The sequence below is a fragment of the Flavobacteriaceae bacterium genome (assembly GCA_014075215.1).
Taxonomy (GTDB): Bacteria; Bacteroidota; Bacteroidia; order Flavobacteriales; family Flavobacteriaceae; genus Polaribacter.
Genome location: CP046177.1, coordinates 161733 through 174330 on the forward strand (window position 1 = coordinate 161733; position 12598 = coordinate 174330).

13 protein-coding genes and 2 pseudogenes are annotated in these 12598 nt (G+C 33.4%); 8 read left to right on the forward strand and 7 right to left on the reverse strand.

The genetic code is table 11. From position 1 onward, the window contains the following. The first annotated feature begins 6 nt into the window (after positions 1 to 6). From GKR88_00870 to GKR88_00880, 3 genes are all read left to right on the forward strand, one after another. Entirely contained in the window at positions 7 to 597 is a 591-nt protein-coding gene (locus GKR88_00870; protein ID QMU62965.1) for a sprT domain-containing protein, read from the forward strand. Then, on the forward strand, positions 590 to 1660 hold the full coding sequence (locus tag GKR88_00875) for a mannose-1-phosphate guanylyltransferase (protein QMU62966.1): 1071 nt from the start codon (positions 590 to 592) through the stop codon (positions 1658 to 1660). Before GKR88_00870 ends, GKR88_00875 begins: the two co-directional genes overlap by 8 nt. Before the next feature lie 240 nt (positions 1661 to 1900). Beyond that, positions 1901 to 2794: a carboxypeptidase-like regulatory domain-containing protein gene (locus tag GKR88_00880; protein ID QMU62967.1), complete on the forward strand. Its 894-nt coding sequence runs from the start codon at positions 1901 to 1903 to the stop codon at positions 2792 to 2794. A gap of 76 nt (positions 2795 to 2870) precedes the next feature. Here GKR88_00880 and GKR88_00885 read toward each other — a convergent pair whose 3' ends face one another. The 5 genes and pseudogenes from GKR88_00885 to GKR88_00905 all read right to left on the reverse strand — a co-directional run bounded on the left by GKR88_00885 (position 2871) and on the right by GKR88_00905 (position 5380). After that, positions 2871 to 4046: an NAD(P)-binding protein gene (locus tag GKR88_00885; GenBank protein QMU62968.1), complete on the reverse strand. Its 1176-nt coding sequence runs from the start codon at positions 4044 to 4046 to the stop codon at positions 2871 to 2873. 22 nt (positions 4047 to 4068) lie between these two features. Further along, complete coding sequence (locus tag GKR88_00890; protein ID QMU66603.1) at positions 4069 to 4233, reverse strand: hypothetical protein; 165 nt, start codon at positions 4231 to 4233, stop codon at positions 4069 to 4071. Then, the gene (locus tag GKR88_00895; protein ID QMU62969.1) at positions 4212 to 4649 is read right to left on the reverse strand and encodes a hypothetical protein; all 438 of its coding nucleotides are present in this window, start codon (positions 4647 to 4649) and stop codon (positions 4212 to 4214) included. The genes GKR88_00890 and GKR88_00895 overlap by 22 nt, the downstream gene beginning before the upstream one ends. Beyond that, on the reverse strand, positions 4634 to 4951 hold the full coding sequence (locus GKR88_00900) for a hypothetical protein (protein QMU62970.1): 318 nt from the start codon (positions 4949 to 4951) through the stop codon (positions 4634 to 4636). The genes GKR88_00895 and GKR88_00900 overlap by 16 nt, the downstream gene beginning before the upstream one ends. Before the next feature lie 30 nt (positions 4952 to 4981). Further along, positions 4982 to 5380 (reverse strand): annotated as a pseudogene (locus GKR88_00905) (IS110 family transposase). A 143-nt stretch (positions 5381 to 5523) separates the two neighbouring features. On the opposite strand from GKR88_00905, the gene GKR88_00910 reads away from it, so the two are divergent. The 5 genes and pseudogenes from GKR88_00910 to GKR88_00930 all read left to right on the forward strand — a co-directional run bounded on the left by GKR88_00910 (position 5524) and on the right by GKR88_00930 (position 10450). Then, complete coding sequence (locus GKR88_00910) at positions 5524 to 5775, forward strand: hypothetical protein (protein QMU62971.1); 252 nt, start codon at positions 5524 to 5526, stop codon at positions 5773 to 5775. Positions 5776 to 5904: 129 nt separating this feature from the next. Continuing rightward, a complete protein-coding gene (locus GKR88_00915; GenBank protein QMU62972.1) occupies positions 5905 to 7800 on the forward strand; it encodes an ATP-binding cassette domain-containing protein in 1896 nt (631 codons plus the stop codon). Between the two features lie 17 nt (positions 7801 to 7817). Continuing rightward, positions 7818 to 8734, forward strand: a pseudogene (locus GKR88_00920) (pyridoxal-phosphate dependent enzyme). Continuing rightward, on the forward strand, positions 8731 to 9582 hold the full coding sequence (locus GKR88_00925) for a LysM peptidoglycan-binding domain-containing protein (GenBank protein ID QMU62973.1): 852 nt from the start codon (positions 8731 to 8733) through the stop codon (positions 9580 to 9582). The pseudogene GKR88_00920 and the gene GKR88_00925 overlap by 4 nt, the downstream one beginning before the upstream one ends. A 484-nt stretch (positions 9583 to 10066) precedes the next feature. Beyond that, positions 10067 to 10450: a DUF1304 family protein gene (locus GKR88_00930; protein QMU62974.1), complete on the forward strand. Its 384-nt coding sequence runs from the start codon at positions 10067 to 10069 to the stop codon at positions 10448 to 10450. Positions 10451 to 10938: 488 nt separating this feature from the next. On the opposite strand, the gene tsaB is transcribed toward GKR88_00930, so the two are convergent. Both tsaB and GKR88_00940 read right to left on the reverse strand, forming a co-directional pair. Further along, positions 10939 to 11610, reverse strand: a complete 672-nt coding sequence (gene tsaB, locus GKR88_00935) for a tRNA (adenosine(37)-N6)-threonylcarbamoyltransferase complex dimerization subunit type 1 TsaB (protein ID QMU66604.1) — start codon at positions 11608 to 11610, stop codon at positions 10939 to 10941. Between the two features lie 304 nt (positions 11611 to 11914). Then, on the reverse strand, positions 11915 to 12481 hold the full coding sequence (locus tag GKR88_00940) for an aminoacyl-tRNA hydrolase (protein ID QMU62975.1): 567 nt from the start codon (positions 12479 to 12481) through the stop codon (positions 11915 to 11917). Positions 12482 to 12598 lie beyond the last annotated feature (117 nt).

Sequence of the window (12598 nt, forward strand, 5' to 3'; positions counted from 1 at the left end):
TTACAATTGAATTTTTCAAAATACATTCCCGAAAAAGCAGTTCCTTTGATTCTTCTTTTAATTGATACCTATACGATCAACCTGAAAATTGTCAATGAGCGTCAAACCAAACACGGTGATTTTAAAAGGCTTCCTAACGGGGAACTTCAAATCACGGTCAACAATAATTTGAATCCGTATCAATTTTTATTAACATTGATTCATGAAATTGCACATCAAGTAGCGTATCTGACATATGGTAAAATAAAACCTCATGGGAAGGAATGGAAACAGACTTTTCAGCATTTAATATTGCCTTTTTTAACTCCGGAAATTTACCCGGATGCTATTCTCAAACCCTTAGCTAATTACCTAAAGAACCCTAAGGCAAGCACCGGTTCCGATGTAAATTTGACTTTAGCTTTAAAAGGGAATAGTGCTGTTAAAGGTAAGAGTTTTATCTTTGACCTCCCGTTAGGAGATATTTTTATTTTTAAAGGCATGCTTTACAAGAAAGGCATTAAAAGAAGAACCCGGTATGAGTGCCTTCAAATAAAAACGAATAAAACCTATTTATTTAACCAAAATGCGGAGGTAAAAATGATGACACATGAATAATTATTATGCATTAGTGATGGCCGGTGGGGTCGGATCCAGGTTTTGGCCTGTAAGCACGGAAAAATTTCCCAAACAGTTCCACGATATGCTGGGAACCGGAAATTCTTTAATTCGGCAAACTTTTGAGAGGATTAATGGATTGGTTCCGCCAAAAAATATTTTCGTTGCAACGAACGAACGGTACCAAGATTTAGTATTGGAGCAATTACCCGAATTGGGAAAAGATCAACTACTGTTGGAACCTTCTATGAGAAATACCGCTCCCTGTATTTTATATACGGCTTTAAAAATATACCAGATAAATAAGAACGGAGTGATGCTAGTTGCTCCTTCCGACCATTGGATTGATGATGAGTCCGGGTTTATCAGATCTGTGGAAACTGCATATAAAGCAGCTTCCGAAAATGATATTTTAATGACTTTGGGAATTCAACCCAATACACCCAGCACAGGTTATGGTTATATTCAATATGAAAAAAGCAATACTGAAATAAAAAAGGTAAAAAGTTTTTCGGAAAAACCCGATCTGGAAACTGCCGAGAAATTTTTAAAGAATGGTGATTATCTTTGGAATGCCGGTATTTTTGTATGGTCTGTTAAGAGTATTATCAATGCTTTTGAGATGTATTTACCTGAGATGAAAGCATTATTTGATGTGGCCAATATTTACAATACGAGCAATGAGAAATTATTTATGAAAGAACATTACAAACATGCAGAAAATATTTCTATAGATTTTGGTATCATGGAGCGTGCAAAAAATGTACATGTGCTTCCCGTAGATTTTGGTTGGAATGATCTGGGTACCTGGGGTTCTCTTTATCATAAATTGGAAAAGGATACCCATCACAATGCAGTTGTGGGCCCAGATGTGTTGTTCAGAGATGCCGGTGGCAATATGATAAAAACACAAAACGGTAAAAAGGTAGTCGTTCAGGGGTTACAAGACTTTATTGTTGTAGAAAAAGAAGATGCTTTGCTGATATGCCCCAAAAATGCAGAGCAAGATATTAAGCAAATTGTATCTGAGGTAAAAAATACTTTTGGAGATGCTTATATCTGAACATTAGGAGGCTTGAACAAATAAGCTAGCAAGGCAGCGATACTATTGTAATAGTAAAGGTTGCATACATTCGTTCAACTAGTAGATTGTGATTATGACATTATAAACATAATTTTATAAGTAATTGCTTGTTTTCGTTTCGCTTTGAGAGAAGATACTGAAGTTTTCAGAGTTTGTATATCACGAAGAAAGTTTGTAGCTTGTTCACCAACTACTCACAGCCTAGATCGTTACCACAATATGGGAAAGCTCTTTGCAACAGTATTTTTGTTAATTTCAAACCTTTGCTTCTGTCAATTAAAATCTGTTATAATTGACGGCGAAACGAAAGAAAAAATCCCCTATGTAAATATTTGGATAGAAAATGAAAACGTTGGAACTACTTCAAATGAAAATGGCAAATTTGAATTAACAGTTGGTGCTTCAAAAATTATTATTTTTTCTGCGATCGGGTTTGAGACAAAGAGAATTATATCAGATTCTGTCCAAAGCATTGTTAAATTAAATCCTGTAATAACACAATTAAATGAAGTTGTAATTAAATCCAATAAACCAAACCAGATACTAACAATTGGAGGTTTTAAAAAATCAAAAATCAACCATTATTTTGCTTGTGGCACAACACTTTGGATTTCTGCAAGATATTTTGAATTCAAAGAAAATTACAAGGAAACATCATTTTTAGAAACAATAAAAATTTTAACAAAGAGCAAAACTAAAGATTCTAAATTTAATATAAGACTTTATGGAGCTAACGAAAATGGTGAGCCTGAAAATTATATTTATGATAAAAATATTATCGTAATTGCTAAAAAAGGTAAAAATCTAACTGAGATAAATATCTCTGAATTAAATATAGAATTTCCAAAAAATGGATTTTTCATTGCTTTTGAATGGTTACTAGTTGAAAACAACAAATATGAATTCAATTACACAGTAAAAGGTTCTAAGAAAAAACATATCGGAATTCAATACGCACCAAAAATTGGGCTTGTGTCAAGTAAAACGAATAAGAATAGTTGGATTTTCAGTCAAGGTAAATGGATGAAAACTTGGAAAAATAATAATGATAATTCAAAAAAATATAGAAATAAATACAATCTTATAGCTATGGAGTTAACTTTAACGAATTAAAACACTTTGGGTAATATTGCACAAGCCCATGATTTTGTAAAAGTTGACCGATTTTTAAAAAATTTAAGCAGTTTTTTTATTGTAATATTTCATTCACAGATTTTATTGCTGAACGTGCTGCTGTATGCACGCTGCCCCAATCATCTCCAATTGTATATGCTGTCCCAGCAAAAAAGAGCTTGTTGTTTACCGATTCTCCAAGTATCCTCACTCTTCTCCAATCTTCGTGGTCGTATACATATGCTCCATTGGCAAAAGGTTCATTATTCCAATTTTGCGAAATATGATTTACATAATTTGATGATGCCTGACCGTTAAACATCCCATCGAGTTCGCCTAACATATAATTAATTAATTCACTATCAGATAACTGTCTGTAAGGAAGTGTGCCTGAACCAACCGTAAATAAACCTAAAATGTGGCGATTAGAGTTTTGTCCGTATGCTGCATCATAGTATAGTTTTTGACCTGCTGTCTCTGGTGTAATATCAAAGCCGATAGCTGTAGGGTAAAATTTTTCTGAAAACTCGATAAAAGCTTTAAAACCATCCCATACAGTTACATTATTTATGGCATCTAACTTGCCATCAGGTAGTTCTGGTGTAAATGAAATAGAACCATTCTGAAGCATTTTCACCGGTACAGTAATAATAATTTTGTCCGCTTCAAATTCGTCATTTGATGTATTGACTATAACCTTCTCACCGGAGTAATCAATCGACTGTATAATTTTATTAAATGTTATTTTATTCTGGATTGACGGGACAACATATTGCTCGAAAAAATCAAACCAAGAAGAACTTATAAATTTTTGATCAATAGTAAACCCCAAATCAGCCATTGAAACTTGCTGACCTTCATACAATGCATAATCAACATTTTGGTCATAAGATGTGGTTTGAGTATCCACCTGTACAGATGAATTGTTTATGATCTCGTCAAAAATACCTCGTTCAACATGTAACCATTCTGCACCCAATGGTACGGGGAAATCTACAAAATCCATTGTTCTTTTCATTCTACCACCGTAAACTGAAGAGGCTTCTAAAATTTGAAAGTCAATACCTCGTTGGCTTAACAAATGTCCTGCGGTCAATCCTGCAGCACCTGCACCTATGATGAGTATAGTTCCGTCAAAGTCAGTTCGAGAAGTGTCATTATCAGATTTACAAGACACTAAAACTGATTGAAAGGGAGAGGGAATGCTAATGCTAAATAAACTGCAAATCTTAATAAACTCTTTTCTTGTCATATGAATGTTGCCAATAGTTTTTTTATTGTTTTGGTCTTAGTTTTTCTATAATCTCTGTACTCACCCAATAAAAGTTTGATAATTCCCGCTTTTCATTATATCTGCCAAAAAATAAATATTTACCATCCGGAGTGATGCTTGGACATGTTTCAGCAAAATTAGAATTTACTTCACTTCCAAGGTTAATGGCCTTTGACCATCCACCTTTTTTTTCTTAAAATAGACATATATATCGCTTTTTCTTTGATTATCTTCTTTGTTTCTGGCATTTACAACTAAATAATCTTGAGATGGAGAAATAAAACCGTGAAAACCTCCGGTTCCAAGTTCATGTACTTCAGGATATTTATCATTTATTTTAGGCGCATAATACATTTTTCGTTTTGACAAATTTGTATAATAAAGATATCCGTTTTTCGCTTCATTCGAATAAAAAACAAAATCATCATTTATAGGTGAATCTAGTTGTTTTGCTTTGCTCCAAGAATCCCCTGAGCGTTTTACATACCAAGTTTTAACTGATTCTTTATAGTGAGGTAATGTAAAAGTGTCATGAGCTGCAAAATGAATCATTGTCCCATTAGAGTTCACAAATGGATGCATTTCACCACTTTTTTGCCTTCGGGTTTTGAGAAATAGATACTTGGATATTGATCTTCATAATTAGCTCCGAAATATAATTCTTCTAAATCAGGAGAAAACGAAATACCATGTTCATATCTTCCATTTATTGAAACTATTCCTGGGGCAAAAATTTCAGGAATTAAACCTGGTGGTTTTTGTCCAAGATAAAAATTTTCTTCGGCTGAAGAATCACTTTCTTTTGTATTCGATTTTTCGGTCTTGCAAGCATTTAGAAATATTACAAATACCAGTACTGAGAATTTAATTATGTGGTTTTTCAATGTTCAATTTGTTTTAAATTCTGACTAACGTTAAAAAATATTATTGTCATTCAGTGCGTTACTAAATCCAATGTCGTCAGGTTTTAGGTCAAATTTAGCCATTTGTTTCTTAATTCTTTTAACTATTCCCGGTTTTCTTTTTTGATCTAGGAACAAATATTGAGTTGGAGGATGATAAAGCACTTGTTTTACAATCATGGTTCAAATTATGGTAGCAAGTTTTCTAGCTGTAGCACTTACAGCGGCTTGTCTGCCTTTTCTGTAGGCGATACGGTTAAAAAAGTCTGATAAATGAGTATCTTTTAAATTGCCTATTGCATTAGCAGAGTATCTAAGTGCAATTTTTAATCTACTACTGCCTTTAGGTATTCTATTACTTAGCACCTTACCGCCAGATATTTTGTTATTAGGAGCAAGTCTGAGCCATGAACAAAATTGGGGTTCGGTTTACTATTCATGTCTTTTTTCCAGATAAACCATTTATACCATTAATTTACCTAATCATAGGGATATTTTCTTAAAAGGGAATCATTGATTTTTGTGGTATTGTTTAACTAAAAATTATATAGATCATGAAAAAATTATTTATCCCCTTAGTACTGGTTTGTCTTATAGCGATTAGTTATGCTTTTACAAATTTTAGTAACAATAAGCCTAAAGAAGTTAAAACCTGGTATGGCTGTTGTACGAATCATTATAAGCATAAAAACTTAAACTATAATTGTATCCGAACTACAAGAAGTTTTAAAACCTACAAAAAATGTAGAGCAGCAAAGAAAAGACATGAAAAGAGTTATAAAAAACACAGGTACGCATGTCGTTAAAAACCGATCAAGTTAAAAGTTTCGGGTTTAGAATGCTCAGACTTTAAACCTGAAACTTTATAACTTTTACACTTTCCAACTTTAAACCGTATTACTTAGATTTGCAGATAAGAAAATGATAGCACACCCATGGTTAATGTCCATAATTTAACGGTTTCATTCGGTGGAACCGATTTATTTTCCGGGATCACTTTTAAATTAAATAAAGGAGACAGTGTTGGGCTGATTGGGAAAAATGGTGCGGGAAAATCCACGCTTTTAAAAATCTTGTCTAAAGATATGGAAAGCAACGGAGGAACCATTGCTTTTGATAAAGAGATTCGCATAGGGTTTTTAAGGCAGGATATAGATTTTGTAAAAGGAAGAACCATCTTGGAAGAAGCTTATCAAGCTTTTGAAGAGATTATTGAAATTGAGATGAATCTGAAAAGCATTAATTATCGACTGGAAACCCGAACGGATTATGAAACCGAATCGTATAATCAATTAATCGTTGAGTTAACAGAATTGACCGAACGATACGAATTATTAGGAGGGTATAATTATCAGGGAGATACGGAAAAAATATTACAAGGACTTGGTTTTCAGCGTAAAGATTTTCATAAACTGACAGACACTTTTTCCGGAGGTTGGCGTATGCGGATTGAATTGGCAAAATTATTGTTGCAAAATAATGATATACTGCTGTTAGACGAGCCTACCAACCACCTAGATATAGCATCTATTATTTGGCTGGAAAATTTTTTAAAATCATATCCGGGAGCTATCGTATTGGTATCTCATGATAAAATGTTTCTGAATAATGTGACAAACCGTACCATTGAAATTTCTCTGGGTCGGATTTACGATTATAAAAAACCCTATACCGAGTTTTTAAAACTACGGGCGGAAATTAAAGAAAAGCAGCTTCAGGCCCAAAAGAATCAAGACAAGGAAATCAAACAGGCACAGCAACTCATAGACAAGTTTAGAGCCAAGGCAAATAAAGCCTCTATGGCACAGTCTTTAATTAAAAAATTAGATAAAGTACAGCGAATTGAGGTAGACGCGGAAGATCACACTGTGATGAATGTACGCTTTGCCATTTCTAAAAACCCGGGAAAAATTATACTTGAAACAGAGCAACTTTCTAAAAGTTATGGCGCTAATCATGTGCTGGAAAATGTAAACCTGATAATTGAGCGTAACAGTAAAATTGCATTTGTGGGTCAAAACGGCCAGGGGAAATCTACCTTGGCTAAAATATTGGTCGGAGAAACTTCTTTTGAAGGAAAATTAAAGTTGGGTCACCATGTGGAAATAGGATACTTTGCACAAAATCAATCGGAACACCTACCTCCCGAAAAAACGGTTTTGGAGATTATGGAAGACGCCGCAAATGATACTAACCGTATGCGTGTGAGAGACCTGTTGGGTGCATTTTTATTTGGAGAAGAGGCTGTAGATAAGAAAGCAAAAGTATTGTCCGGGGGAGAGCGAAACAGGCTGGCTTTATGTAAGCTATTACTAACGTCTTTCAATGTACTGATTATGGATGAGCCCACGAATCATCTGGATATTGCCTCCAAAAGCGTATTAAAAAAAGCGTTGCAAAATTTTAATGGAACGCTCATTGTGGTTTCTCACGACAGAGACTTTTTGCAGGGGCTCGTATCTACCGTATACGGATTTAGAGATAAAGTGATTAAAGAGTACCTGGGCGATATTGATTATTTCCTGGAACACCATAAAATGGAGAACTTACGGGAAGTAGAAAAAACGACTTCTAAAAAAGAATCACAAGTGCTTTCCGGAGCATCAAATAAAGAACTTAAAAAATGGCAGAATAAATTGTCTAAAATTGAAACTCAAATATCGGATTTGGAATCTGAGATTGCCGATATAGATATTCGTTTAACTCAAAATTACGAAGAGGTAGCCTCTCAACCCGGATTTTTTGAGAAGTATCAATCTAAAAAAGAAAAAATCGATAAGCTTATGGAAGAATGGGCACAGATAGAGCAACAGGTAGCCTCTTATTCATAAGTTTTTTAGATTTGAAAATGAAAAATCAGCAACTAATGCTGCCGGAACTGGCACACACACAAATTCAATTATTTATAAAAAGAGAAGATCAGATACACCCCTATATTTCGGGTAATAAATTTAGAAAGCTCATCTATAATTTATTAGAAGCAAAAGCTAATAAATACAAAACACTTGTAACTTTTGGAGGCGCTTTTTCCAATCATATAGAAGCAACGGCAGTAGCAGGAAAACAGAGCGGGTTTAAAACAATAGGAGTTATCAGGGGAGACGAATTAGGAGCGGATATGGAAAAAACACTAACTACCAATGCAACATTACAACTGGCACATAAAAACGGAATGCAATTTGTGTTTGTGTCCAGAGAAGAGTATGGAAAAAAACATAAACGAGCGTTTATAGAAAAGTTGGAAAATAGTTTTGGAGCTTTTTATTTAATCCGGAAGGAGGTACAAATAAACTGGCAGTAAAAGGTTGCCAGAAGATTTTAACGGCAGAAGACACAAGGTTTGATTATATTTGTTGTTGTGTCGGAACCGGAGGTACCATTTCGGGATTGATAACATCAGCAAACGAAAAGCAGAAAATAATAGGTTTTCCTGTGTTAAAAGGACATTTTTTAGAAGATGTCATAAAGCAATTTGTCGGCAACCGTAAAAACTGGCGATTGGAAACGAATTATCATTTTGGAGGGTATGCCAAATACAATGCGGCATTGATACATTTTATAAACCGATTTAAAAAAGAAACCACTATTCAGTTAGACCCCTTATATACCGGAAAAATGGCATTTGGAATATTGGATATGATTAAAAAAAATACATTCCCTGACAAAAGTAATATCTTAATGATTCACACGGGAGGATTGCAAGGAATAAAAGGGTTTAACCATATGCTAAATAAGAAGAACAAAAAATTACAAATTATTGTATGAGGTTAAAAATAGTTCTATTCATAAGTGCTCTTGCTCTGTTATCGAGCTGTGGTTCTAATAAGAATGCAGCTTATAAAAAAAGAAACCCCGGAGTGGTTCTCAATGAACCCAAACCTAAAAAATTACCATCTGTAAAACAAATTCAGCATGTTAAAAAACTTCAGAAAAGCCGGAAAGATCTAAATAAATATACCTTAAAATACATTAGTAAGTACGCTTCTATTGCCGTACTGGAAATGATTGACTATAAAATTCCTGCCAGTATAACACTGGCACAGGGGATATTAGAATCCGGCAATGGCAGGAGCCGATTAGCATTAAAATCAAAAAATCATTTTGGAATCAAATGTCATAACAATTGGAAAGGAGAAAGAGTATATCATGATGATGACAGAAAAGGAGAATGTTTTAGAAAATATCAATATGTACAAACTTCTTATAGAGACCACTCTAAATTTTTATCACTAAGAAGGAGGTATGCTAATTTATTTAAACTAAGAAAAACAGATTATAAAGGTTGGGCAAGAGGTCTGAAAAAAGCAGGATATGCCACTGACAGAAAATATGCCAGAAAACTCATTAAAATTATAGAAGATTATAAGTTATATGAATTTGATAAATTAAGGAAAAAAGACCTTGCGAGATTTGCCAGGCAGGAAACTAAGGAACTTAAACCCATAATAAAAGAAGAATTAAAAAAAACAATTCCGTATTATTACCAGGTAAAAAAAGGAGATACTTTATATTCGATCTCCAAGAGGTTTCATATTTCCGTAGAAAAGATAAAAGAAATAAACGGCTTGGAAAGTGATACATTATCTATTGGGCAACGGCTATTGGTTAAATAGAAAAATTACATTTATGAAAAAATATTTCTGATTATTCATTGCAATTTTTAATGTTTGTTTCCCGCAGACAGAAACTAAAAAACGTACATTATCTGATTGTGCGTTGGAATTTTTAGCACTTCTAAGACATTTTTTTCCAAACTTAACTATAACCTTAAAAATTTAAGCTTCGAACTTATTTAAACTTTTTGGATGTAAGCGAAAATTAGAAGTTTTTAGCTTTGTTGAAGGCTTTTTTGAGTTACATAGCGCTACGGAAGGAGAAAAAGACAAAAACAGAGCGGGAAACAGCGATTTTTTAGCAAATTGAAAAAGTCTAAACGAGTTCTATATCTATTTAGATACCTAAAAGGAATTGTTAGCTGATTTCTTAAATCTTTGAATTTTTTAATTCATTGAATATCAAATTAAAATTGATTACTATTTGTCAAAAAAATACAATTGGGTGTAGTAACGGATAATTAAAAAATGATTATATTTAGGTATGAAATATTTAGAAATTTTCCTTATCGTCTTTGTAGCAGTAGCGCATCTTTATTTTTTAATTTTAGAAATGTTTTTGTGGACTAAACCTAAAACCATGAAAGTTTTTGGAATAAGAGATAAACAATTAGCAGAAGACACAAAGGTCATGGCAGCCAATCAAGGCTTGTATAATGGTTTTTTAAGTCTTGGTTTACTAATTTCTGTTATTACAAATGATCTGTATTTGAGTGTATTATTTTTATCTTTTGTAACCATTGCAGGGGTATATGGGGCTTGGTCAACTAAAAAAATCAAGCTTTTTTATGTACAAGCTGTACCTGCTATTTTAACAATTATACTGATTTTATTAACACATTCGGAAGCTTTTTTGGCTTACCTTTGAAAACTCGTAAATCATACTACTATGAAAATCAAATTTAGTATCCTGCTATGGTTGTTATCTGTTCCTTTTTCTTTTTCTCAGGTTAATTTTAATCCTTTGGCAGGGGAGATTGGTTATGATGGTGACGTATTTATGGGCCAGTGATTTATAAGAAGATAGAAAGCAAAAATCTGGAAGGGAGCCCTTATATTTTTGATGATAAAATGGGTTTTAAAACAAATACCAAACTTAAGCTAATAGGAAGATATAATGCTTTTACTGATCAGATAGAAGTTACAAAAAATGACTGAAATTCACCTATATTTCGTTACTTTTCTTACCTGTAGCATTGCTATAGCTTTCAAAAAGTGCCTTATCTAGTTAAATTTCAGTTCATTTTCGGTTAAAAACAAAAAGTCAATGAGTTCATAAAATCGTATATAAAAGCTAACAAATTAAATATTAAAAAAGCTGCTCATTTAAAAAAGATATTGAGGTATTACGAAGCGCTATAATTTACTTTTAGTAACTATAAAATCTTTTAAATAAAAAGGTTCGAAATAAGCGATATTTTCAGTATGGTTTTCTTTGTACTTGCGATATGAAAGCGATGCCATCTCCCTAGCCGAAGGAAGTTTATCATCTATAAAAACAGCATTTGGATGTGTAATTATTTCTTTACATTTTTGGGAGCCGTCTCCCAGAAAATAAACAGTATCTTTTTCCAGGTAATCCTGAAATGAGTTGTTGTCAATTATTTCAGCTTTTGTTTCTCTGATTTTTTGCACATTGCTATCAAAAACAGTAGCATATACCTCCATCCTTCTGGCATCTAACATAGGCACAATGAATCCTTTTCCAACACTAACAGACAAAGCCAAAGAAGTTAATGTATCGACGGAAATGAGCGGAATACCCAATACAAAAGCAAGCCCCTTTGCTGCCGAAACACCAATTCTAAGACCGGTGTATGAGCCGGGGCCTTTACTTATGGCTATGGCATCTATATCTTTAAAAGTACCGTTGCCCTTTGATACTACTTCCAAAATAAACGGATGCAATTTTTCCGCATGCGAATAGTTCACATCCGTTACTTCTTTTACTTCAATTACAACACCGTTTACAGCAATACTTACCGAACAGTTTTTAGTAGCAGTCTCAATATTTAAAATGGTAGTCAATATAAAAACAGATAGGTTAACAAAGATTATAATACCGGAGACCTTTGCAAAATAGTGATATATTCCGTATTTGGATTGATTTGACTTCAAATTTCTTCTTTCTCGAAAATTTTAAATCCTCAAAACCAACAGGTTATTCCGGTTGAAAATTTTCTTCGGGTGTCGAACTTTTTTGTCAAATCAATTCAAAGGTCTCACTGTTTAAAGTTACAAAGTTTGAGAGTTTCAAGTTCAAATTGACATCAAGTAAACTTTTCACTTTGTAACTTTTTCAATTCAACAGACTTGAGATACTGAAGTCAGTTTATTTTCCATTAAAAAAATTCATGGTATTATGTATTCCGTCAGTGCCAAAAGAAATGATTGCTTTTGTCGCTACGGACAAGCGCTCTATCAATCGGATCTCTTCATCTTTTGTCCATGTCCCCAGCACAAAATCAATTTGCCTCCCTTTCGGATAATCACCTCCTATCCCAAATCGGAAACGGGCATATTGCTGTGTATTTAATTTCTCCTGGATATCTTTTAGCCCGTTATGCCCTCCGGAACTTCCTTTAGCCTTGATTCTAATGGTTCCAAAATCAATATGGATATCATCTGTAATGACCAATATATTTTCCAATGAAATTTTTTCTTTCCCCATCCAATAAGTAATCGCTTTTCCGCTTAAGTTCATATATGTACTTGGCTTTAATAGTATAAAACTTCTTCCTTTAAAACGAAAACGAGTGATATCGCCCAGTTTATGAGATTCAAATGTGGCCTCGTGTTCTTCTGCCAAAGCCTCTACAATGCGGAACCCGATATTATGACGCGTATGGGTATATTTTTCGCTAATATTTCCTAATCCTATGATCAAAAGCTTTTTCATAAACTTTTCCGTATTCTTTTTTGAATTTTTAAAAAAGATGTTGCGCAAATGCATTACACAAAAGTAATAAAATAAAAAAGCGTCACATGTGTAACGCTTTTTTCGGTTTTTTTATAC